Source organism: Bacillus licheniformis DSM 13 = ATCC 14580, assembly GCF_000011645.1.
GTDB lineage: Bacteria > Bacillota > Bacilli > Bacillales > Bacillaceae > Bacillus > Bacillus licheniformis.
Genome location: NC_006270.3, coordinates 1,019,150 through 1,041,745, shown reverse-complemented (window position 1 = coordinate 1,041,745; position 22,596 = coordinate 1,019,150). Strand labels below are relative to the sequence as shown.

Annotated in this window: 27 protein-coding genes; 16 read left to right on the top strand and 11 right to left on the bottom strand. The window is 45.6% G+C overall.

Going from position 1 to position 22,596, the window contains the following annotated elements:
- Window positions 1-107: 107 nt before the first annotated feature.
- Window positions 108-1,466, top strand: coding sequence for a Na+/H+ antiporter NhaC (nhaC, locus tag TRNA_RS26670; RefSeq protein ID WP_003180170.1), 1,359 nt, complete (start codon window positions 108-110; stop codon window positions 1,464-1,466).
- 38 nt (window positions 1,467-1,504) lie between these two features.
- Here the strand turns inward: nhaC and dat are convergent, their stop codons facing one another.
- Complete coding sequence (gene dat / locus TRNA_RS26665; protein ID WP_003180168.1) at window positions 1,505-2,356, bottom strand: D-amino-acid transaminase; 852 nt, start codon at window positions 2,354-2,356, stop codon at window positions 1,505-1,507.
- A 297-nt stretch (window positions 2,357-2,653) separates the two neighbouring features.
- Between dat and TRNA_RS26660 the strand changes: the two genes are divergently transcribed.
- A complete protein-coding gene (locus TRNA_RS26660) occupies window positions 2,654-3,565 on the top strand; it encodes a polysaccharide deacetylase family protein (RefSeq protein ID WP_003180166.1) in 912 nt (303 codons plus the stop codon).
- A gap of 134 nt (window positions 3,566-3,699) precedes the next feature.
- Window positions 3,700-4,194 carry a GNAT family N-acetyltransferase gene (locus TRNA_RS26655; RefSeq protein WP_003180165.1) on the top strand — a complete coding sequence of 165 codons (495 nt, stop codon included), beginning with the start codon at window positions 3,700-3,702 and terminating at the stop codon, window positions 4,192-4,194.
- A gap of 42 nt (window positions 4,195-4,236) precedes the next feature.
- Here TRNA_RS26655 and TRNA_RS26650 read toward each other — a convergent pair whose 3' ends face one another.
- The 3 genes from TRNA_RS26650 to TRNA_RS43560 all read right to left on the bottom strand — a co-directional run bounded on the left by TRNA_RS26650 (window position 4,237) and on the right by TRNA_RS43560 (window position 6,382).
- Window positions 4,237-4,986, bottom strand: a complete 750-nt coding sequence (locus TRNA_RS26650) for an NAD-dependent protein deacylase (RefSeq protein ID WP_003180163.1) — start codon at window positions 4,984-4,986, stop codon at window positions 4,237-4,239.
- Window positions 4,987-5,014: 28 nt separating this feature from the next.
- Window positions 5,015-6,091 carry a mechanosensitive ion channel family protein gene (locus tag TRNA_RS26645; RefSeq protein ID WP_003180161.1) on the bottom strand — a complete coding sequence of 359 codons (1,077 nt, stop codon included), beginning with the start codon at window positions 6,089-6,091 and terminating at the stop codon, window positions 5,015-5,017.
- A gap of 183 nt (window positions 6,092-6,274) precedes the next feature.
- Window positions 6,275-6,382 (bottom strand): YhdX family protein, encoded by a 108-nt coding sequence (locus tag TRNA_RS43560; RefSeq protein ID WP_003180159.1) that lies wholly within the window; start codon window positions 6,380-6,382, stop codon window positions 6,275-6,277.
- Window positions 6,383-6,573: 191 nt separating this feature from the next.
- Between TRNA_RS43560 and TRNA_RS26640 the strand changes: the two genes are divergently transcribed.
- Genes TRNA_RS26640 through crcB form a run of 3 tightly spaced genes read left to right on the top strand, consistent with a single transcriptional unit; the run spans window position 6,574 to window position 8,045 of the window.
- Window positions 6,574-7,278, top strand: a complete 705-nt coding sequence (locus TRNA_RS26640; RefSeq protein WP_011197699.1) for a glycerophosphodiester phosphodiesterase — start codon at window positions 6,574-6,576, stop codon at window positions 7,276-7,278.
- Between the two features lie 15 nt (window positions 7,279-7,293).
- Entirely contained in the window at window positions 7,294-7,692 is a 399-nt protein-coding gene (locus TRNA_RS26635; protein WP_003180155.1) for a fluoride efflux transporter FluC, read from the top strand.
- On the top strand, window positions 7,689-8,045 hold the full coding sequence (crcB, locus tag TRNA_RS26630) for a fluoride efflux transporter CrcB (RefSeq protein WP_003180153.1): 357 nt from the start codon (window positions 7,689-7,691) through the stop codon (window positions 8,043-8,045). Before TRNA_RS26635 ends, crcB begins: the two co-directional genes overlap by 4 nt.
- A gap of 169 nt (window positions 8,046-8,214) precedes the next feature.
- Here the strand turns inward: crcB and TRNA_RS26625 are convergent, their stop codons facing one another.
- From TRNA_RS26625 to TRNA_RS26610, 4 genes are all read right to left on the bottom strand, one after another.
- Window positions 8,215-8,892 (bottom strand): N-acetylmuramoyl-L-alanine amidase family protein, encoded by a 678-nt coding sequence (locus TRNA_RS26625; protein ID WP_003180151.1) that lies wholly within the window; start codon window positions 8,890-8,892, stop codon window positions 8,215-8,217.
- On the bottom strand, window positions 8,855-9,142 hold the full coding sequence (locus TRNA_RS26620) for a hypothetical protein (protein WP_011197698.1): 288 nt from the start codon (window positions 9,140-9,142) through the stop codon (window positions 8,855-8,857). Before TRNA_RS26620 ends, TRNA_RS26625 begins: the two co-directional genes overlap by 38 nt.
- A gap of 215 nt (window positions 9,143-9,357) precedes the next feature.
- Complete coding sequence (locus tag TRNA_RS26615) at window positions 9,358-9,759, bottom strand: hypothetical protein (protein WP_011197697.1); 402 nt, start codon at window positions 9,757-9,759, stop codon at window positions 9,358-9,360.
- A 97-nt stretch (window positions 9,760-9,856) separates the two neighbouring features.
- Window positions 9,857-11,230: a hemolysin family protein gene (locus TRNA_RS26610; protein ID WP_011197696.1), complete on the bottom strand. Its 1,374-nt coding sequence runs from the start codon at window positions 11,228-11,230 to the stop codon at window positions 9,857-9,859.
- Window positions 11,231-11,544: 314 nt separating this feature from the next.
- On the opposite strand from TRNA_RS26610, the gene TRNA_RS26605 reads away from it, so the two are divergent.
- From TRNA_RS26605 to TRNA_RS26590, 4 genes are all read left to right on the top strand, one after another.
- Complete coding sequence (locus tag TRNA_RS26605) at window positions 11,545-11,970, top strand: MerR family transcriptional regulator (RefSeq protein ID WP_003180143.1); 426 nt, start codon at window positions 11,545-11,547, stop codon at window positions 11,968-11,970.
- Between the two features lie 60 nt (window positions 11,971-12,030).
- Window positions 12,031-13,353: a hemolysin family protein gene (locus tag TRNA_RS26600; protein WP_011197695.1), complete on the top strand. Its 1,323-nt coding sequence runs from the start codon at window positions 12,031-12,033 to the stop codon at window positions 13,351-13,353.
- Between the two features lie 107 nt (window positions 13,354-13,460).
- Window positions 13,461-14,081, top strand: a complete 621-nt coding sequence (locus tag TRNA_RS26595) for a TetR/AcrR family transcriptional regulator (protein ID WP_223307078.1) — start codon at window positions 13,461-13,463, stop codon at window positions 14,079-14,081.
- Window positions 14,078-15,355 carry an acyl-CoA thioesterase/bile acid-CoA:amino acid N-acyltransferase family protein gene (locus TRNA_RS26590; protein WP_011197693.1) on the top strand — a complete coding sequence of 426 codons (1,278 nt, stop codon included), beginning with the start codon at window positions 14,078-14,080 and terminating at the stop codon, window positions 15,353-15,355. Before TRNA_RS26595 ends, TRNA_RS26590 begins: the two co-directional genes overlap by 4 nt.
- A gap of 30 nt (window positions 15,356-15,385) precedes the next feature.
- Here TRNA_RS26590 and TRNA_RS26585 read toward each other — a convergent pair whose 3' ends face one another.
- A complete protein-coding gene (locus TRNA_RS26585; RefSeq protein ID WP_003180132.1) occupies window positions 15,386-15,751 on the bottom strand; it encodes a DUF805 domain-containing protein in 366 nt (121 codons plus the stop codon).
- Window positions 15,752-15,912: 161 nt separating this feature from the next.
- Window positions 15,913-16,512: a lysophospholipid acyltransferase family protein gene (locus tag TRNA_RS26580; RefSeq protein WP_003180131.1), complete on the bottom strand. Its 600-nt coding sequence runs from the start codon at window positions 16,510-16,512 to the stop codon at window positions 15,913-15,915.
- A 458-nt stretch (window positions 16,513-16,970) separates the two neighbouring features.
- Here TRNA_RS26580 and TRNA_RS26570 point away from each other — a divergent pair, with 458 nt between their 5' ends.
- From TRNA_RS26570 to TRNA_RS26555, 4 genes are all read left to right on the top strand, one after another.
- Window positions 16,971-17,513, top strand: coding sequence for a cupin domain-containing protein (locus TRNA_RS26570; RefSeq protein ID WP_003180129.1), 543 nt, complete (start codon window positions 16,971-16,973; stop codon window positions 17,511-17,513).
- A 288-nt stretch (window positions 17,514-17,801) separates the two neighbouring features.
- Window positions 17,802-18,293, top strand: coding sequence for an RNA polymerase sigma factor SigM (sigM, locus tag TRNA_RS26565; protein WP_011197692.1), 492 nt, complete (start codon window positions 17,802-17,804; stop codon window positions 18,291-18,293).
- On the top strand, window positions 18,286-19,356 hold the full coding sequence (locus TRNA_RS26560; RefSeq protein ID WP_011197691.1) for an anti-sigma factor: 1,071 nt from the start codon (window positions 18,286-18,288) through the stop codon (window positions 19,354-19,356). The genes sigM and TRNA_RS26560 overlap by 8 nt, the downstream gene beginning before the upstream one ends.
- A complete protein-coding gene (locus tag TRNA_RS26555; RefSeq protein ID WP_003180123.1) occupies window positions 19,344-19,634 on the top strand; it encodes a hypothetical protein in 291 nt (96 codons plus the stop codon). The genes TRNA_RS26560 and TRNA_RS26555 overlap by 13 nt, the downstream gene beginning before the upstream one ends.
- 28 nt (window positions 19,635-19,662) lie before the next feature.
- Here the strand turns inward: TRNA_RS26555 and TRNA_RS26550 are convergent, their stop codons facing one another.
- A complete protein-coding gene (locus TRNA_RS26550) occupies window positions 19,663-20,097 on the bottom strand; it encodes a GNAT family N-acetyltransferase (protein WP_025808232.1) in 435 nt (144 codons plus the stop codon).
- A 112-nt stretch (window positions 20,098-20,209) separates the two neighbouring features.
- Here TRNA_RS26550 and TRNA_RS26545 point away from each other — a divergent pair, with 112 nt between their 5' ends.
- Both TRNA_RS26545 and TRNA_RS26540 read left to right on the top strand, forming a co-directional pair.
- Complete coding sequence (locus TRNA_RS26545; protein WP_011197689.1) at window positions 20,210-21,622, top strand: PLP-dependent aminotransferase family protein; 1,413 nt, start codon at window positions 20,210-20,212, stop codon at window positions 21,620-21,622.
- Between the two features lie 77 nt (window positions 21,623-21,699).
- Window positions 21,700-22,587 carry an AraC family transcriptional regulator gene (locus TRNA_RS26540; RefSeq protein ID WP_003180119.1) on the top strand — a complete coding sequence of 296 codons (888 nt, stop codon included), beginning with the start codon at window positions 21,700-21,702 and terminating at the stop codon, window positions 22,585-22,587.
- Window positions 22,588-22,596 lie beyond the last annotated feature (9 nt).

Genomic DNA, 22,596 nt, shown 5'->3' with positions numbered 1-22,596 from the left:
GAAATATTTTAATTTAAGTATATGATCTATTTTTCTGTTATAATACGTTTACGCACAAAAGCATAAAAGTATTAAAGAAAGAGATTTCTTCTAATGAGGTGTATGATTTGTCAAACGAAAAACGACTATCGTTTTCCATATCGGCTCTATTGTTTATGGCCATATTGTTTATTATTTTCACCTGCTTATTCATATTTAAAGCAGAACCGCACATACCGCTTTTGATTTGCGTCGGTTTTTTGGCCGCTGTCGGCGCGGTGAAAGGGCATTCTTGGAAAGATCTTGAGAGCGGCATTGTCTCAGGCATCCGAAATGGCGTTCAGCCGATCATCATCCTTTGCCTAATCGGCATCTTAATCGGAGTCTGGGAGTACAGCGGCGCGATTCCGACGGTAACGGTTTACGCGTTGAATCTGATTGAACCGCAGCACCTGCTGCTCACCGCACTTTTCAGCTGTCTTGTGATCAGTTCATTGGTCGGCTCCAGCTTTACGACGGTCAGCACGATCGGCGTCGCCCTCATCGGTGTGGCCGCGGCGGCAGGCGTTCCACTGACATGGGCGGCGGGAGCCGTGATTTGCGGCGCCTGCTTCGGCGACAAAATGTCTCCAATGTCAGACACGACCAACTTTGCCGCAGGAGTCGGGGAGCTTCCGATTTTCAAGCATATCAGACATATGGCGGGAACGACGATCCCCGCTCTTTTGATCACGATTTTGCTTTTCTTTTTCATGGGCCGTTCTTTAACGGCGGCACCGGCTTCAACCGAAAACATTCAAGCGATCATAAACGGAATAGAAGGCATGGTCAACATCAGCGTCTTCACGCTTCTGTCGCCTCTGCTTGTGATTGTACTTGCTGTCAGACGGACGCCCGTCATTCCGTCGCTTGCAGCAGGGATCGTTTCCGCCGGAATTTTTGCCGCGCTGATTCAGCCTGACGCCGGCATTTCATCGTTTTTGTCAGCGATGCAGAATGGCCCGGTTTTCTCAGCCGATACTGAAGCCGTTGAAAAGATTTTAAATCGCGGCGGCCTTCAATCGATGATGGGCTCTGTTTCTCTCATCATCATCGCATTCGCGCTCGGCGGTCTCATGGAAAAGATCGGCATGATTACAAGCCTGCTTGAAGGCGTAATCAAGGGCATTCATACGAAAGGCCGGCTTGTGTTCTCAACCGTTTCATCAAGCATCGGCATGAACCTGGCGACAGGAGAACAGTATTTATCGATCTTGATTCCCGGTCAGTCCTTTAAAAAGCTGTATGACAAGCTTGGAATCGACCGGAAGCATTTGTCGAGATCACTTGAAGACGGAGGGACATTAATTAATCCGATGATCCCATGGGGAGTCAGCGGCGCGTTCATGTCCACAGCGCTCGGCGTTCCCGTCATTGAATATTTGCCGTTTGTGTTTTTCCTTTATTTATCGCCGCTCTTTTCGATTTTGTTCGGTTTCCGCAAATAAAAAAACGCCGTTTCCCCAGGAGACGGCGTTTTTCTTTGTTAAACCGTTTTGGCTGTTTCCGACAAAATGCTGTTTTGCAAAGCGGTCTGCACATTTTTTGTGAGCGGTCCGGGCGCTCCGGAGCCGATTGTTTGCCCGTCAATCGAGGTGACCGGAATGACTTCGGCTGTCGTTGACGTGATGAATACTTCATCCGCATTCAGCAATTCATCCTTTGTCACCGCTTTTTCTACATAATTCAAGCCGTTCTCTTCACACAGCTGAAGAACTTTCATCCGCGTGATGCCGTTTAAGATGAGCGTTGTCGCAGGATGGGTGTAGATAGCGTTTTGTTTGACGACATAAACATTTGAAGACGTCCCTTCCGTCACCAAACCGTCGCGAATTAAGATCGCTTCGAATGAAGAAGCTTCATGCGCTTTTTGCTTGATCATGACGTTGTACAACAGATTTAAGCTTTTAATGTCGCACCTCAGCCAGCGCATGTCGTCCGCAGTAATAGCCGAAACGCCGTTTTGCTGTTCTTTTTCAGGCTTCTGAATAGGAAATGTATAAGCCGTCACCTGAGGCGTAAGCCCTGCTCCGTATTGATGCTTCCTCGGAGCTTTTCCCCTTGTCACTTGAAGATACAGCCCGCCTTCCCGCATCTGATTGATGTCGACGAGCTCTTTCAGCTGGCTTTTCAGCTCGGCTTCTGAAAAAGACAGGTCGATTCCGATTTCGGCTGCGCTTTTATATAAGCGGGCAATGTGTTCATCAAGCGTGAACAAAATTCCATTGTAAATGCGGATGACTTCATAGACGCCGTCTCCAAATTGGTAGCCTCTGTCCTCAATATCAACCGCACACTCGCTCCGTTCAATCAGCCGGCCGTTAAAAAGAACTTTCATTTCTCCATCCCCTTATTTTTGTTGACTTCTGAATTTTCTCCATTCCATTCTAACACGACCCTGCCGATCAAAATAGTGCAATATTTCCAAAAACTTTTTTCCGCCTTCAGGATCAAAAAAGCAGCATTCCTTATCGTTCAGCATTTTCTCTTAAAATTTGATATATTTTTCCCTTCATCCTGTATTCATCTTCTTTCCAATCCTGTATACTTAGACATTGTGATCCATTATTTTATGAGACTAGCATTCTATCTCATAATGGAATCGGAACGAGAAAAATGATACGGAGAGAGTGACATGCGCCAAGTATCAAAAAAAACTGCCCCATCTGTAGCTTATTTGTTGACGAAAGCAGCGTGCTTTTTCGTGTTGTGTCTGATTCTCCTGTACGTGTGGGACCTTTCACAGTCCTCTGCCGCTACTGAGAAAAGAGAGCTTACGGTGTCGGAAAACAGCCAAATGAGGCATGAAGGAGACAGCGTTCCGCTCAAAAAAGCAACGCAAGGCGAACTTCTCGATCACTTGAGCACAAAACAGCAGATCGAAAAGCGCAAGCAGGAAAAAGAGAAGCAAAAAGCTGCTGCGGAAAAAAAGAAAGAAAAATCGAAGGAAAAAACGGTTTATTTGACGTTTGACGATGGGCCTTCAGCCGTAAGCCAAAGGCTGCTGCAAATTTTATCCGAACATGATGCTAAAGCGACATTCTTCATGCTCGAACCGAACATGAAGCTTCACAAAGAAGCCGTTCTCAATATGAAGCAGCAGGGCCATGCACTTGGACTTCACGGGGTGACCCATGACCAAAAGCAATTTTATAAAGGCGCCAATTCTCCTAATCTGGAAATGAAGCAGGCTCAAAAAACGCTGAAGTCTATCACCGGGGTTGAAACCCATTTGATCAGAACGCCGTACGGAAGCAAACCGTCGCTGACCGAAGCGCAGAAAAAAGTGCTGAAAAAGAACGGATTTATTTATTGGGACTGGAATATTGACAGCCTGGACTGGAAATACAGAAGCCAAAAATTCGTTCCGGAAGTCATGAACCAGCTGAATATCCTGGAAAAGCGGCAGACAAAACAGCCGATCGTGATCCTGATGCACGATATTCCTTCAACGGTTCAATCATTGCCGTTATTGCTGACAAATTTAAAAAACATGGGGTATTCATTTGCAACACTTGATGAATCCATGACACCCGTTCATGAATAACATCCATTGTCTGATCCCCTGATGAAGGGGATTTTTTTATTTCCTCCCTCGAGTGTGATTATCTGACACACTTGTTGCCAAAAAAACAGTTTTCTGATTATGATGCAGTTATCTTTATACCATGGGGTGGGTAAATGAAAATCGAAGAGTTGCATTCAACCGCGGAATATGCCAATCAATTGGCCGAGCTTCTCATCCGCGTCGTCGATGACGGGGCATCAGTCGGCTTTCTGCCTCCGCTCGAAAAGCGGCTGGCGGAGGCTTACTGGAAAACAGCCGTCGCACCGGATTCGGTTTTATGGATTGCCAAACAAAATGGCCGGATCGCAGGAAGTGTTCAATTGCACTTATGCACAAAACAAAACGGCCGCCACAGAGCGGAAATCTGCAAGTTAATGACAGATCCCGCCTTCAGGCGGCAGGGCGTCGCCAAATCGTTAATGCAAAAAGCGATCGACAGGGCGAAACAGGAAGGCAGATCTCTTCTCGTGCTGGATACAAGGGAAAAAGACCCCTCCAACCTCCTTTACGCTTCGCTCGGCTTTGCCGAAGCCGGACGCATTCCTGAATACGCGGAATCTGCAGACGGCCGGCTCGATGCATCCGTTTTTTATTATAAAAAACTGTGATGAAGATCAAAAAAGACGCTCCGGTCTGGAGCGTCTTCCTTTTTAATGATTGAGTTTCCGAACAAACTCGGCGATTTTTTGATTGATGACAATGTCGAATAAATGATCGTAAGGCGTTTCATCGAGATTGATCATGGCTTTCTTCAAACCGGGGATCAGGTGCGCTTCTTCAGGAACAAACCTGACAGGCGCCACTTCGAGTGAAGTGCCGATCACCAGAAGCAGGTCGGATTCGTTGAGGACTTCAAAAAGCGTGTCGAAATGCTGAACGGCGTCGCCGAACAGCACGACATCCGTTTTTAATATAAATCCGCATGCTCTCCCCTTGCCATTGACGCGATTGCACCTTGGCACTTCTTCTTGAAGAATGTGGTCAAGACCGTAGCGCGCCCCGCATTTTGGGCAAGCGGCTGTTTGAATCGAACCGTGCAGTTCATATACATGGCGGCTTCCCGCCTTAAGATGCAGCCCGTCGATATTCTGCGTGAACACCCTGACATCCTTACCGCTTTTCTCGAGTTCGGCTAAATAAAGGTGCCCGTCATTCGGCCGATAAGTTCCCGTCATTTTCATTTGAAAAAGCTCTTTAAACTTCGGCCAAAACAATTTTGGATATCGTTCGTAATAATCACGGCTCATCGCTTCCATTCTCGACAGATCTTCCGTCCATATGCCGCCGGCTGAACGAAAATCAGGAATGCCTGATTCCGTGCTCATACCGGCGCCTGTCAAAACGGTAATGCGCTCGGCATTTTCGATCATATCCGCAAATCTCAGGGCTTCTTCCTCCATTTGGCTTGTCTCCCTTCAAAAACTGTTTCTAAGCATTTCCTTGCTGATCTTTCATTTTCTTCAACTCAAAGAGGCTGTGCCCCGGAGAAACAAAATCAACCTGCTCCTCTTTCATAATGTCAAGAATGCGGTAGTTCACATCCTGTCTGACGTCCAAGTTTTCGGCCCAGACCGTCGTATTTGTATAGTAGTTGAAGAAGATGCTTAAATGCGTATCCTTCAGGACATCGAAATTGACCATAATGACATCCGGGTTGACCCCTTCGTGCGATTCGAGCATTTCTTTAAAACGCTCCACACACCGCTCGACTTTCTCCCGCGGGGTTGACGGATCGATTTCGAGCGTAAAGGTGACCTGACGCTTTCGCATTTTCGTCCAGTTCATGATCGCTTCGTTGGCCAGCACAGAGTTGGGAACGGTAACGAGAGCCTCTCCGGCCGTGCGGACTTTCGTGCTTCTGAACGATATATCTTCAACAGTTCCTGTGACAATTTTCGTTTCAATCCAATCGCCGATTGTAAAAGGCTTCTCCATAATAATGACAACTCCGCCGAAAAAGTTTCCGACTGTGTCTTTTGCCGCAAGGGCAAAAGCGAATCCGCCGAGCCCGAGTCCGGCAACAAATCCGTTGACATCATAATTGAACTCTCCGGCGATGACGCTGATTCCAAGCGCTACAATGATAAATCGGAGAATCTTGGACAAAAACGGCGCAAGAATATCATCCATATCAAGCTCAAGCCGCTTATTGATTTTATCGAATAAAACAGACGAAGCCGCCGTTAAGTTATACAGGCCGCTTACAATGACCAAAATCACGGACACTCTGTACAGTTTATGAACGATCCCCATATGCCCCTCAAAAAACGGGGAATAAATAATCGCCAGATAAATACCGAGTATCGCAAAAAACCACCTGGCCGGCTTTTCAAACGCCAGCACCACCTGATTGAAAAAGTCCGTTTTCGTCTTATTCGTCAATTTCAGTATCAGGTTGAATAAGTACTTCGTAAATATTTTTCTAAACGCGAAAAATAAAAGAAGGATACCGATGCTGATCCCGATATCGGCAGCGAAATCCATTGTCATATACTTTTCGAACATTGCTTTCTCTCCCTTATTTCACTCATCAAGCTTTTATTATACTAAAACGAGCAAAAAATTTCTCACTTTATTGTACGCCAAAAATACCGATGCCACGCATAAAAGGCCGCCGAACACCTTCGGCAGCCTGATGATCATTCTATTTTATTGTTCCCAGAGACAACGTGATACGGGCCAACACCGCTATTTCTTCTTCTGAGACTGTGTTTGATCAAGGAGAGTCGCTTTAAACATTTCAGCATCGGTTTCGATCTTAATCCGTTCTTCCACTTTAATTCTCCCTTTACCCATCATCTCGCCTCCTTTTGTCCATTATAAAATATCAGAATTTTTAGTAAATGATACTTTTGTACCATTTTGCCGAAATTTGTCGCACATCTCTTCCCCCTGCCTTTTGTCCGCTTTAGTCAAAGGATTTACTTGCATCGCCAAAATCGGGTATCCTTGTGATGGAAAGATTTTATCAAGAGGAGCTGACATGTTTGCATATTATCGCACATCGCGGAGCCTCGGCTTACGCCCCAGAAAATACGTTTGCCGCTTTTGAAAAAGCGGTGGAGCTCGGGGCTGATTTTATCGAACTCGACATACAGATTACAAAGGATGGAAAACTTGCCGTCATCCACGATGACAAGGTTGACAGAACGACGAACGGTACCGGTTTCGTTCGCGAGTATACGATGAATGAGCTCGAACAGCTGGATGCAGGAAGCTGGTTCGGCCCTGAATATCAAGGCGAAAAAATCCCTTCACTTGAAGCTGTTCTGAGGAAGTATCACAATAAGACGGGCCTTCTCATCGAAATCAAGTCGTCCAAAACCCAGCCCGGAATCGAAAAAGCGGCCGGACAACTGATCAGCCGGTATGGCCGTTCAATGAACACAATTGTCCAGTCGTTTGACGCCGGCGCCATGAGGGCGTTTCATCACATGTATCCTTCGATTCAGACTGCCGTTTTGATCAGGCCGAGATTTGGATTGCTGCCGCGCGGCCGGCTGCGGCAAATCGCTTCGTTTGCCCAATACGTCAGCCTGAAAGCTACGATGATCAGCCCTTTTCTGATCAAATCGATTCACAGCTGTGATTTGAAGGCGCTGGCTTGGACGGTCAACGGGCAGAAAACGGGAAGCCGCCTCAAAAGCTGGAAAATCGATGGGATCATTACCGACTACCCGGATTATTTTTGAGAAAGAAGGAAGAGTATGAAATCATATGTTGCCGTTTTTATCGGGGGAGCCATCGGATCGCTGCTGCGCTACGCAGTCAATCTGCTCGGCGGCACCGCCGTTTTTCCTTGGCCGACTTTTATTGAAAACACGTCCGGAAGCCTTCTGCTCGGCCTTTTGACAGGCTTTTTTGCGGCTCGGGCAAAAAAGCCGCTCGTCCAATTATGCTTAGGGACGGGGTTTTGCGGCGGGTATACGACAATGTCCGCTTTTTCTAAAGAAACCGTACTTCTGCTGCAATCGGCCGCTCACATCGGAGTTCTGTACTTGATGGCATCGCTTGCCTGCGGGGTATGCTTCGCATTTTTGGGGATCGTGATCGGCAAAAAGGTCAGCGGAGCTGCGGGGAAAGAAAAGGAGCGGTATCAATCATGATGGCAGCTGCTTTTATGATCGCGGGAGGAATCGGGTCCGTTTTGAGATTTTGGCTGGGCAATGTGCTCATGGCGATGATTCCGCGCCCCCGCATTCCGGTCAGCGTGATGGTGATCAATATTCTCGGCTCATTCGCTCTCGGCATATTCATAAGCCTCGGCATTGACAATCAAACGGTCTCTATCGTGGTCGGAACTGGATTTTTCGGAGGCTTCACAACATTTTCGACGTTCAGCGTTGAAGCTGTTCAGCTTTTGGCTGCAAAGCGGGTAAAGGCTTCAGCGGTTTACATCCTGCTTACAATGGCAGGCTCAATCGGCGGATTCTGGGCCGGCAGCATGCTGATTCCGTGAAAATGATGGTGTTATGATGAACCAATTATTCTGGTTTATTGATTTGTATAGCAGCTCAAATTCTGATGGGAGCGTTCAGAAAGGAACATTACGCCCAAATGAAAAAAGATGCGGACTCATTAAATGTCAAGAATCCATTTTGAATGCTTCAAAATGGATTCTTCCCTTTCTACCCTTTTTCAATAGCCGCTTTTTGAAAGCTGTCCCAATTCGCAGAAATAACTTTCAAAACGTCGTCTTTTTCTTGGTAAGCCCCGATTTGCCCCCCGTCCATCGTCACTTTATACAAGGGGAATTCGCGCTGCGTCAGGCCGAGGCAGAGCGCGATGCCATTTGCATGTCCCCGCGCAGTCTGTTCGATCCAGGCGGCGCTTTTCATTTTTGCCGAATCTTCGGGGTGATCGATAAAGCCGTTCTCCGTTAAAACGGCGTGCATCGCTGTTTCCCGAAGAACATGAAAGTTCGCCTTTTTCATTCCCCTGTCCCTGAGTCCGTTCTGCTTGATTACTTCGCCGTGAATGATCCGTTGATAAAGAGCGGTAACTGATTCATCGGACAGGCCGCTGTAGATGTAATCCTCATACCCGTACGCCGTGCCGTCAAAAGCGTTTGTATGAATGGAGACAAACAAATCGGCCCCCCACGAATTCGCATCGTCTGTGCGCTCCTGAAGCGTAACCGTTTTGTCTGTCGTTCTGCTCAGCCTCGTCTCTGCGCCTGCATACTCTTTTAATAAAATGTCATTGATTTTGAGAGCAATGGCAAGCGTCACGTCCTTTTCCAGCAAACCGTTTCCCGATGCTCCCGGATCACTTCCGCCGTGTCCCGGATCCAAATAAATCTTCATGTTCAATTTCCTCCTTTGATAATGGTTTCAAGACGTTTTTTGAACCGGAGTAAAATCCAACTGATGACAATCCAAGCCAAGTTCCGATCATCATGTCTTCCTTCCAGTTCCCTGCGGTAAACAACAGAGAAATCGAGATGCCGAAGACAATTGCACAGATGGGGAGAAATCGTTTCTGAATGCCGACAAGCTTTACTGTATGCACCAATCCCGTAATCAGCGGAACGAGCGCGATTTCAGAAAAATCCATGTTCTTCTCCTCCTTTCCTGAAGCGTTTGTCTCAAACATTGACCGGCATTTGTATCATCACATTTGTTAAACCTCCCCGCTGTTTAAAGCTTGTCATTATCATAAAAGAAAAACCGCTCTCTCCCGCGTCATCATCGCGTCAAGAACCTGAAAAAAAACTGAAGCAGCGCAAAAAAAGAAGGGCTTGTCTTAAACAAGCCCCTTCCCGCCGTGCGTTAAATATTCGTGATCGCCGCCAAGCTGACAAGCAGCTTGTCCAGCAGCGATTTTTTCATTAAAAACAGCGTTTTTTCGCTGTAGCCGATTTCCATCGCGCATTTGCCCATGCTCCAGTTATGAATATACCGGCATTCTACCAGCTTCCGCTCGAGTTCATCCAATTCGGAGACAGCCGTTTCCATCGAATCAAGCAAAAATTGATAGAGCCTTTTTTCGGCGTCGATCCGATATTCAGCGTTTCTTTCTTTGACGGCGAGCCCATTCTTTTGCTCCTTCTCCATTCTCCTTTCTAAATTGAGCACGGCGGCTTTGTAATTTTTCCAATTCCTCAAATGAAATTCGATCCGCTTAATATACGTTTTTCTCTCTTCCTCCGAAATGATCTCGTACCACAGCAAATCAATCACCTCTCACACAGAACGTTTGTTCCCATTATATACGAACGAATGTTCCTGTTCAAATGACTTTTTTCTTAAAATAAAAAATCACCTTGAGCTATTTTTCGCTCAAGGTGATTTCGTTTACGACGACCGGATTTGCCGGTGCCAGCTCTACATGTTCTGTTGTTTGTTCCCGCTTGACTTCGACGTGCTTAATCAGACGCCCTTCCATTTCGAGAACCGTTATCGTGTAAGAGCCGATATGCACCGCCTGGCCTTCCGCGATATCTATGTTTTCTTTCAGCACAAGTCCGCCGACAGTTTCGACTTCCTCTTCCTCGATATCGTCTTCAAACAGCTCATTGACCTGATCGATTCTCACTTTTCCATCCATGATGTATTCGTGATCGGAAACTTTTTCGATGAGCGGTTTTTCGTCTTCATCGAATTCGTCCCTGATCTCCCCGACGATTTCTTCAAGAATATCCTCGGCCGTCACAAGACCCGATGTCCCTCCGTACTCATCCGTTAAGATCGCCATGTGAATCCGTTCCCGCTGCATTTTGATCAGCAGCTTTTGAACAGGCACGGTTTCAATGACTTCAATAACCGGACGGACGTAGGCTTCAAGAGACAGCAGCTTTTTCTCTGCCTCTGACATCATGAGCATATCCGTAAACAGCTGTTTCGTATTGATCATGCCGATGACATGATCCTTATCGCCTTTATAGACGGGCCAGCGCGTATATTTTTCTTGCAGCATGACCGAAATGGCCTCATCAATCGGCATATCCAGCGGGACAGAGGCGATTTCCGTACGCGGCACCATAATTTCTTTGGCGATTCGATTGTCGAATTCAAAGATTTTATTGACATATCTATATTCAGACGGATTGATTTCTCCGCTTTTGTAGCTTTCTGATAACAGGATTCGCAGCTCTTCCTCCGAATGGGATTCATCCTTTTCCGAAGCAGGCTTCAAACCGAATAACCCGGTCAGCACTCTGGCTGAGGCGTTCAGCGTCCAGATGAACGGGAACATGACAACATTGAAAAAGTGCAGAGGTCCCGCCAGCCACAGCGTCATCTGTTCGGCTTTTTGAATCGCGATGGTTTTTGGAGCGAGTTCTCCAACCACGACGTTCAGGAATGTAATCACTAAAAATGCAATGGCAACTGAAAGAGCGTGCGATACAGCGCCAGAAACATGCAGGCTTTCAAAGACCGGATGCAGCACCTTTTTAACCGTCGGCTCCCCCATCCAGCCGAGTCCAAGCGCTGTAATCGTAATACCGAGCTGGCAAGCTGAAAGGTATTCATCCAAATCCGACACCACTTGTTTTGCGCGGACCGCCTTTTTGTTTCCTTCAGCAATCAGCTGATCAATACGGGAGCTTCTGACTCTGACAATCGCAAATTCCGATGCCACGAAAAAAGCAGTTAAAGCAATCAGAATCCCGATGATTATCAGACTAACAATATCGTCCATTTAACCTTATCCTTCACAAAGGATAAGGAGTCACCTCCTGATGAATTCAAATTCCCTTAATAAGGCTGATGTGCGTTCTGTAAAAATGACTATGCAGAGGGCCCCATCCAACCACCTCCAAGCCAAATATATACTATTATCTTACTTTATTAAAAAAGAGTCAGTCAAATGTCTAAACTTTAAATCTAACAATATTTTCTCGAATATTTAGATAAATAAAGGTTTTTGCATCAATTTTACGCCTTTTTTTGATCAATTAACTTGTATAAACAGCTTCTAATATATTAAAATGTTTTATAACTATAACGTGATGGTTGAGGAGGGATGCAGATGGGGCAGAGAAATATCGCATTGGCGAATTAGCAGCTGCTGCAGGCGTAACAAAACGGACTGTCGATTATTATACGAATCTCGGGCTGTTAACGCCTGACAGATCATGTTCAAACTACCGTTATTACGATGAAGCCGCTCTCAAACGGCTGAAGTTTATTATGGACTGCAAGCAGCAGAGATTGGCCCTGTCCGACATTAAAGAAAGGCTGGAAAACCAGTTTCCCTCTTCAACTGTGAATGATGATGAAATTGGAAGCCTGACAACGGAAATCGATCATGTCAATGACAATATCTCCGTGATCATAAACAGATTGAAACGGCTGAATCCCGATGAACGGAAGATTCTGAAAAGCCGTCTTTCTCCTGAAAAAATGACGGTCATCCAGTCATTTTTGCTGCTGCTTTAGTTAATCTTTTACTAAACAGGAGGTGTTACCTTCATTCTCACGCTAGAGTGAAGGTCCTAATTGGAAATAGTTAATTTGATTTTTGTTGCTGTATTAATTGCTTTAACAGCATTTTTCGTAGCGTCTGAGTTTGCGATTATCAGAATCAGAAGCTCGCGGGTTGATCAGCTCATTGCTGAAGGAAACAAAACAGCGATTTCGGTGAAAAAAGTCATTACGCACTTAGACGAATATTTATCGGCCTGCCAGCTCGGCATCACTTTGACGGCTCTCGGTCTCGGATGGCTCGGGGAGCCGACGGTCGCCCGGCTGCTTGAACCGCTATTTGTTAAATGGAGCATTCCGAGCTCTGTATCACACATCGTTTCAGTCGTGATCGCCTTCAGCTTGATTACGTTTTTGCATGTGGTTGTCGGCGAGCTCGCTCCGAAGACGCTTGCGATCCAAAAAGCGGAAGCCGTTTCCTTTCTTTTTGCAAAACCTTTGATCTGGTTCTACCGCATTATGTTCCCATTCATCTGGGCGCTGAACGGATCAGCAAGGCTGTTGACGAAAGCGTTTGGCCTTGAAGCGGTTTCTGAAAATGAAATGGCGCACTCAGAGGAAGAGCTGCGAATTATTCTGTCAGAAAGCTATAAAAGCGGCGAAATCAATCAATCTGAGTTCAAATATGTCAACAAAATTTTTGAATTCGATGACCGTCTTGCCAAGGAAATCATGATCCCGAGAACAGAAGTCGTCAGTTTTCCAAATGATATGAAAATCGCCGAGATGATTGACATCACGAAGGCCGAAGGCTATACCCGCTATCCCGTCGAAGACGGTGATAAGGACAACATCGTCGGCGTCATCAATGTCAAGGAAATACTGACGGCCTGCATCAGCGGAGAATGCTCCAAAGAAGACACGATTGAACAGTTTATCAATCCGATCATTCATGTGATCGAAACCGTTCCGATCCACGATCTGCTTCTGAAAATGCAGAAAGAGCGCGTTCATATGGCGATCCTTTCTGATGAATACGGCGGAACGGCCGGACTCGTGACGGTCGAAGACATCATTGAAGAAATCGTCGGCGAAATCCGCGACGAATTCGATATTGATGAAATTAATGAAATCCGCAAAATCGGCGAAAACCACTACATTCTCGACGGCAAAGTGCTCGTCAACCAGGTCAACGATTTGCTCGGCATTCAGCTCGACAATGAGGAGATTGACACGATCGGCGGATGGTTCCTGACGCAAAAATATGACGTCCAAAAAGGCGACATGATCACCGAGCAGGGATTTGAATTCACGATCAACGAAATCGACGGCCACCATGTTTCATACGTTGAGGTGAAAAAAGCTGCGGAAACGCCGCTGCTTGAAGAAGCGGAATAACATTGTGAACAAACCGGGGGATACAATGAATTTGTATCCTCTTTTTTTTGCGTTCAAAATATGTAACCACTTGATTACAGAGCAAAATTCAATTATCATGTAATCAAGTGATTACATTTCAGGAGGGACTTATGTCAGCACAATCTACAAGGGATCGATTAATCCAAGCGGCGCTTGCCCTTTTCAAAGAAAAAGGATATCAAGCCGCATCCACCAGAGAAATTGCCCAAAAAGCAGGCGTCAATCATTTGACCCTTTTTAGACACTTCGGAAATAAACAGAATTTATTTCGGGAAAGTGTTATTCAACATGTGTCATCGGGAGATTTTATTGGAGAACTTGAAGGAATACTGAGCGGCGATTTACGACAAGACCTCTCATTCATTGCGAAAGCATATCTAAAAGAAAACCTGGAAAAAGGTACTGTTTTTTTACTTTACTTTAATGATGCAGTACAGGATAAGGAAGTTTGCGAATTAATCATGGATATTCCCCGCCGTCTCAACCGCTTTTTAGAGGCTTATTTTGCAAAGCTCTACGCCGAAAAAAAAATTTCAGACGGCAACTTTCAAATGTTAAGCCAAATGTTTTTCGGTTTACTGAATCAATATATTATGTTTCAACATTTGCCCGGATTCAAGGAGTCGTTCAATGATCGGATTGATGACTATGTTGAAGAGTGCGTCGATTTATTTTACACAAAACTTGAAAAGGAAGTGCCGTCTTGATTACCTTGCAACCGGTTTTGCACATACCTGCAGTTTCCAAATGGGATGAAAAAATAAACTTGAAGATAAGCGGACTTCAACCGTTTGACACCATTGATATCATCGTTACAGTGAAAGATGAAGCTGACGCAGAGTGGAGATCACACGCTGTTTTTCAAGCGAATAGATTAGGAGAAGTCGACCCTGCAGCAGCAGCCCCACTAAAAGGAACCTACCAGTCTAAAGATCAAATGGGGCTTTTTTGGTCAATGCAGGCTGTTGAATCTTCCTGCTCGTTTTACAAAAAATCGGTTCATCCGTCCGCTTACCGTATTGAAGTGAAGCAAAAAGAACGCATCATCTTGAGTAAAGAAATAAAACGAGTGCTGCTTTCTGAAACAGTTGATAGACTGGAAGTAAACGAAGATGGGTTGTGCGGCACTTTTTTTCGCCCGCTTGCCGTTAACCGCCCTCCCGCAATCATTATATTAGGGGGATCTGACGGCGGCCTTGACGAAACAATGGCAGGCATGTTAGCAAATTACGGATACGCAACACTTGCAATCCCTTATTTTCAATACAAACAGCTGCCTAAAAAACTGGTTGAAATTCCGCTTGAATACTTTCAAAAAGCGATCGATTGGCTCGGTCGCCAGGAAGGACTTCATCATCGTCAGATCGGAATATGCGGACGGTCAAAAGGCGGCGAACTGGCGCTGTTAATAGGTTCTCATTTTCCTGAAATCCGCTTTGTCGTTTCTCATGTAGGCGGCGGAGTCGTCTTTCAAGGGGTTGGATTAAAAAAATTCCGGCAGACATCTTCCTGGAGCCTGAACGGCGCACCGCTCGCCTTTGCACCGCTGCCGATGTTTTCGCTTCCTCAGCTGTGGAATATGATGAAACATAAGCTCACAAGACAGCCTCATGCTTTTCTTGATCTTTACCAAAAGGCTTTACGAAAAGTGAAAGATGATCATCCTGCAATCATTAAAGCGGAACTTATTAAAGGTCCTATACTGTTAACTTCAAGCACTGACGATTTAGTATGGCCCTCTGCCTCAATGAACGAGAAAATCGAAGAACGGCTGAAAAAGAACAGATTCTCTTATTCTGTTAAACATCTGTATTTTGAAAAAGCCGGTCATAATATCAGGCCTCCATACTTTCCGACATCCGGAAGAAAAAGCAGAAAAATAGCCTATGGCGGAAAAACTGAATACGATGCCATTGCAGCTCAAACATTTTGGCAGGAACTGCTTTTGTTTTTAGAAAAAGCAACTGCACCCGGCAATTAAAAAAACCGCCTGTCCTCAGGCGGTTTTCGCTTAGAGCGCTGTCTTCGGGTTCGGCCCGTATTGATTTTCCCCTTTTTCACTGTCTTGACAAAGCATAATGAGCAAAATGATCTTTCCAATGAGAGGAATTAAACCGATAAAGATCCAGAATCCGCTTTTCCCTGTATCATGCAATCTGCGGATCGTGACGGCCAAGCCCGGCACAAGGTTGGCGAGCAAATAAACCATTCCTAAAAATGTCTCTATTTCATATTCCGGAAGATGCAGAATGGCTTTAAAAAATCCGTAGATGACCAGAACCATGTATGAGAAAAGGCAAAACAGCCAAAATTCCTTTCGCCTCGCCCTTCCCGTAAATCCTGCATAGTTTTTTATTGCTTTCAAATACCATTTCATGTATGAGCTCCTCCACCAATAACCATAGTTCTAACATACTGCATAAAAAATAAAAACGCTGCTATTTTATCATAAAAATGGAGTGCAAGGTGAATTTTAGAAAAATAAAAAAAACAGCCTCTCTGTGCATGAGAAGCTGTTTTTCCCTGCGTATGTTTGAATTATAGCTGCTCCAGCTTTTTCTCCAAAGCTTTAATACTGTCATTCAAAGCCTCCGTCATTTTGACCAGCTTTTCTTTTGACGAGTATTGAGCGAAATCTTCCTGATTGAGCGGTTCGCCGATGATCAGTTTCATTTTGCCTCTCTTGAAAAGCTCTTTTCCGTTGGAAGGGCCGCTGTATGCAGCCGGCACAAGCGGCGCTTTTCCCATCTGGGCGATCGTGACAGCCCCTCTTTTCAATGGAACGTCTTCAGATGATCTCGTTCCGCTTGGGAAAATGCCGACGATTTTTCCTTCTTTCAACAGCTTGATCGGGGTTTTGATGCTGCTTGGCCCGGGATTTTCCCTGTCGACGGGAAAAGCGTTGATGCTTGAAAGAAAAGAACCGCTTAATTTATTTTCAAAAAGCTCTTTTTTCGCCATGTAATGAATTTCCATAGGCAAAATGCCGACACCCAGTGCGACGACATCCACCCATCCTGCATGTGTGCAGGCAATAACGAAACCTGTGTCTTTAGGAAGATTTTCTTTATTGTATACTTTAATTCCGCCGCGCAAAGAAAGAATCGCTTTTGCAGCATAACCAGTAAATTGATACATATGGCACTTCCTTTATTGATGTAGTCGAATGAGGTTTCCCTTTATTATTATAACAATTTTTTTTATTACCTGGTACTAAAAAATGATTTTTCACAAAAAAACCGGGGAATTTTCCTCCCCGGTTTCCTGACTTTTTCTTTTGTCGGCGGAGCCGTGAATTTTGGCCCGATCTGTTCCGAAACCGTATGCCGGAGCGGTATTAACCAGGTTGATCTCTTGATCAAGCGCGGCATGAATCGTTTGAATCGGCTTCCTCCCTTGGAGCCTCCGATGGCCCATGTTCCGATGACCGCTGCGCGACGGTTCGAGCGATGTTCCGATATGTTGGTGTATTCCATGGCTCTCCTTCTTTTTGTATATCTGATACCATGAAGCCTATAAAATTGAGACTAGGCACGCTCCATACGCCTATTGCATACGTTGATGTTAATAAAGCTAATGAGGAGACCTAAAAACATATGCATCCATATCAATTTCCTTATCACCTTCCTTCGCCTTACAGCGCCGGACGGTTTCACGGATCAGGGTATGCAGGCGCTTTTCGAACACCCGGCACCGAAGAACGTATCGTGTTAAGAGATTATGGACAAAAACCGTTTGCCTCTAACATCAATGAAGCGGCAAAGCAGAACAAAACGTTTCGCACCGCTTTATGGACAGGAAGGCATTTGCAAGTTACCCTGATGAGCCTCAACCCAGGCGAAGACATCGGATTGGAAATGCATCCTCACGTCGATCAGTTCCTTCGTGTTGAACTAGGCAGGGGAATTGTTCAGATGGGGCCGAGCAAACATCATTTGCCATTTAGAAGAAATGTATATGATGACACCGCTATCGTCGTCCCTGCCGGAACATGGCACAATCTCACCAATACAGGCAATACTCCGCTTAAACTTTATTCGATCTATGCTCCGCCCAACCATCCATTCGGCACCGTCCATCGAACGAAAGCCGATGCGCTGGCCGCGGAAGGACACCGCGCTCATGACCGTTACTTTTGACAGACGATCAAAACAGCTTACCCGCACCTCTTAAATGAAGGATATCCTCAAAAAAATAAGCCTTTTAGCATAAAATAAAGATTCATATGCTAAAGGCTTATTTTGTTGCTGTGTTTTATATTTCGGCCGCTTTACATCATGAAGATTAGTTTTTTTGAACGTGTTCAGTTATTATATAGGGTAGATGATTTTAAAGGTAAGAAATTGGAGGAAAAATGAGCCGTGGGCATATTTAGTGCAACTTCAAACCTTTCTTATGCGTTTATAACATAGAGGGGAGAAAAGGCAGTGACTATCGACGAAATTTACCAAATGTATATGAATGATGTTTACAGGTTCCTGCTCTCCATGACGAAAGATAAACATCTAGCAGAGGATTTGCTTCAGGAAACCTTTATGAGAGCTTACATACACATCCATTCTTACGACCACAGCAAAGTGAAGCCATGGCTTTTTCAAGTGGCACGCAATGCGTTTATCGACTATGTCAGAAAGCATAAAAAGGAAGTGACGATTTCTGACGACATGATCGGAAACCTGTTTCAAAACGCGGTGCAAAGCCCTGCTCACCAGGTCGAAATCAAGGAAGTGTTAACCTTATATATGAACCAGCTCCCCGATAACTACCGGGAAGCGCTTACGCTGTACTATTTAAAAGAATTGAACTACAAGGAAGCGTCAAGCTTGATGAATATCTCAGAGGCTAATTTTAAAAGTGTTTTATTTCGTGCCAGACAGCGGCTGAAAGCACTTTACAACAGAGGTGTTAACGATGAATGAAGATTTTAAAAAACGTTGGGAAAAATATAAAAACGGCGAACTTTCCGAATCGGAAATGCTCCGGGTCGAAGAAGAGCTTGAACAGCTTGAAGAATACCAGGACATGCTGGAACAGGAAATGAAAGACGAAGACTGGGATTTGGCGATCAGTCCTGAAAAGCAAAAAGCGATTTTAAGATACGGAAAAAATAAATCATATATGCGGATCTCCACCCTTGCTGTTATTTCTACGCTTATTATTCTGCCGATCTGCACACTCGGCAGCTATCTATACTACGGGTTGGGCGGGCATGAAAGCAAAGGGAATGAACTGGTGCAAACCGCTTCAATGACAGTTGCCGTCACAAACCCGAATATTCAAGTCGATACTGAAGCCCTTGTCAACAAAGTAAAACTCTTTGGAATCGAAACACAGTTCCCGTTAAAGAAGCAAATCGGAAACGTCACAAAAGTAGTTGGAAATGAAGAAGTGGAAATGTTCTTCGATCAGCTGAAGTCTCCGCAGATTCATCAATACAATCAGGAGCTTTCAAAAGAAGAACGTCATTTTGTCTACCCTGACGGCATCAAAGAAAAATCAGTGTCCAAAGCCGAGTCGATTTTAAAACAGCTGCCTGACGGAACCGTAACCGAAGCTTTCCTTTCCTTTGAAAAAGCATACCCGACAAAGGAGCTGTATGAAAAATTAAAAGGCTATGATGTTCGCGTTCTGTGGAATGCGATTGAAACAGAGGGCGATTTAAAAGATCATCCATACGCAGAGCCGATCGGATTTCCCGGAAAAGATTCAAACCGGATTTTTGAAATTCAGCAACCTGCCGAAAACGATGACGAACAGTTTAAAGCGGCGCTTTCCTACATGATCAAGAACAAGAAATGGGCTGAAACCATTTCAGGCAGGAAAGACCTGAAGCTTTCCAAACGGCTTGACTATGTGGAACAGAATGGTGTGAACGTGTATGGAGCCGTCATTACCGGACCGTCAAAAGAGGTTGAACGGCTGATCAAAAAAGGGCCTGTCAAAGCAGCTAAAGTAGGTGAGGTGGAATTATGGAACTGGTAAGAATCTTTAAGGAGCACAACGTATTTGGATGGGTGTCTGTCGGCACGGCCATTCTGTCCCTGTTCGTCTTAAACTTGGCCATTTTAAGCGACACGATTGCATATTCGTATAAGATGCTTCCTTTTGCGATGGCCGCCGTTCCGCTCGGAATTATCGAGCTGTTCATAAAAAAAGGACGGACCGGTCTCGGATTTCTCGGCGTCGTCCTGAACATTTTCATTCTCGTTTGCGTATGGACCATCGTCTCCATCGATACGAATCTGCAGCTCGGCTTTTAATAACTCCCCGGTTATACCGGGGAGTTTTTCATTTCAGAGCCTTGCGAAATAGGTAGCTCGCTTTTTCATACCCCATTTTCTCTTCGTAAAAACGGTGAGCGTCTGCCCGCTGCAAGCCTGATGATAAAGCGATTGAAGCCAATCCGTTCCCTTTGGCCCACTCTTCAACAGCGCCTAAAAGCTTCTTTCCATAGCCTTTTGAACGGTGTTTTTCACACGTCACCAGGTCCGCTACCCAAACATGACGGCCTTGGTTCAAAGAAACCCTCGGCAAAAAGCCGGCCAAAGCCACCGGAATATCACCGTCGTACAGCGCAAATAACGTGTAGCTTTCAGCCTCCCGAGCTTCTTTGACGAGCTCCAAAAAAGACGTTTCATCCAAATGGGGCCGGAGCTGTTTCATGATCGGATAGACTTCCTTGAGCTCTGTTTCACAATGCAATTCCCTATAATCAAGCAACATCATCATTCCCTTCTGTTGGTTATGAAACTACTTTAACCCGAAAACTGGGCTTTTTAAAATGACCAGTTTTGATAAAATAAAACATACCAGATGAATTGAAAGGGCTGATCGAATGGATATAACCCCTTTTTTAAACCGCAGCGGCAGCGAGCCGCTTTATCAGCAGCTGTACACGTTTTTCAAACGCAGCATTCATTCGGGACACATAAAGCCTGGAACAAAGCTTCCCTCCAAACGAATGCTTTCCAAACACTTAAATGTCAGCCTGACAACTGTAGAACACGCGTATGAACAGCTGGCTGCAGAAGGATATTTGCTCAGCAAGCCTAGAAAAGGCTGGTTTGCGGCTGAAGCGGAAGGAGACTTTGCACAGACTGCGCCTCCTCCCCCTGCCGAAAAAGAACTGGAAGAACATGAGACGGCGGCTAACATGATCGATTTTCACCACGGCCACGTAGACCTCGCGTCATTTCCTGTTTCCCAATGGAAAAAAACGCTCGCCAAAACCGTTGGTGAATCAGGGTACGACCTTTTTCAAAGCGGCCCGCCGGCCGGAGACATTCCGCTGCGGAAAATGATTGCGGTTTACCTCAGAGAATCGCGCGGCGTGGTCTGTTCCCCCGAGCAAATCATCATCGGAGCCGGCACACCGGTTTTGCTGCAGTTGCTGTGCCATCTGTTTCCTAAAGGCACAACCGTCGGATTTGAAAATCCCGGATTTCATCGCTCAAAAACAGTCCTGAAAACCGGCGGCTTCAATGTGGTTCCAATACCGGTTGACGAAAGCGGGATTTCCGTGCAGGATCTTGAACAATATCAGCCGCAGCTCGCATACACCACTCCGTCCCACCAGTTTCCGCTCGGAATGATCATGCCGGTCGGCCGCAGGCTGCAGTTGCTTGACTGGGCAGCAGCGACCGGAGCTTATATCATTGAAGACGATTATGACGGGGAATTCCGCTATGCGGGACAGCCGATTCCTTCCCTGCAAGGGCTTGACCGGAACGACCGGGTCATCTATTTAGGGACTTTTTCAAAATCGCTGATTCCCTCCCTCAGGATCAGCTATATGGTTCTCCCCTTTCCGCTCGTCAAAGAAGGGCTTAACATGGCATCCTTATTTAAACAAACGGTTTCCCGCCATGTACAGCATGCCATTGCTCTTTTTATGAAAAACGGGGATTATCAAAGGCACTTGAATCGAATGAGAACACTCTACCGAAAAAAGCGAAAAACGCTCCTTGATGCCATCAAGCGTGAATTTGGCGGTCATGCCGCAGTCAGAGGAGAGAACGCCGGTCTTCACATCATCCTTGAGGTGAAAAGCGCCCCGAGTGAAGAGTGGCTGACCCAAAAAGCGCTGGAAAAAGGGGTTAAAGTATATCCAGCCTCAGTCTCGTATATGCCCCCCCCTGATACACACGCGGTCCTCCTCGGGTTTGGCGGACTTTCTGAAAAAAGCATCGCAGACGGCATCAAAAAGCTGAAGACTGCATGGTTTAACGGCGGACAGTCTCAAGATTGACCCTGCACAATCGGGCACGGAAAGTCGGATATGGGGATTCTGCTCCTGCTATATTTGTAAACAGAGGAGGTCATCAAATGGATTTGCTGAAGAACATGAATCAAGCCATGGCGTATATCGAAGAACACCTGACGGACAGTATCGACTTTCAAACGGTTGCGAAGCTTTCTTACTGCTCTGAATATCATTTTAAAAGGATGTTTTCTTTTCTTGCCGGGGTTTCGCTGTCCGAATACATCCGCCGCAGGCGGCTTACCCTTGCAGCGTTTGAACTGAAGAACACAAAAAGAAAAGTGATTGATATTGCGGTGAAATACGGCTATCACTCGCCGGATGCTTTTACGCGCGCATTTCAAAAGCTGCACGGCATTACGCCGACAGAGGCCAGACACGATATCAGCACACTGAAAGCATATCCTCCGATGACCTTCCAGTTAACAATTAGAGGAGGAAACGAAATGAACTACCGTATTGTAGAAAAGAAGGCATTCCGGATCGTCGGAATCAAAAAAAGAGTCCCTGTCGTCTTTCACGGAATCAATCCGGATATCGCCTCGATGTGGAAAACTTTAAGCAGTGAAAACATCGATGAATTAAAGGAGCTTTCAAATGTGGAACCGCTTGGACTGATTCAAGCATCAGCGAACTTCTCCGAAGGCAGGATGGAAGAGCAGGGAGAACTTGACCATTATATCGGTACAGCGACAACGAAAGAATGTCCGGACCAATATGAACAGCTTGAAGTTCCGGCCTCGACATGGGCTGTCTTTGAAGCGGCCGGCCCGTTTCCGGACACCCTTCAAAATGTCTGGGGGCGCATTTATGCTGAATGGTTCCCGTCTTCACATTATGAGCAAACGAAAGGGCCGGAAATCCTCTGGAATCAGGATCAAGATATCAGCTCCCCAACGTTTAAAAGCGAAATATGGATACCGGTTCAAAAAAGAACGGCATGTAAGAACTAAATAAAGAAC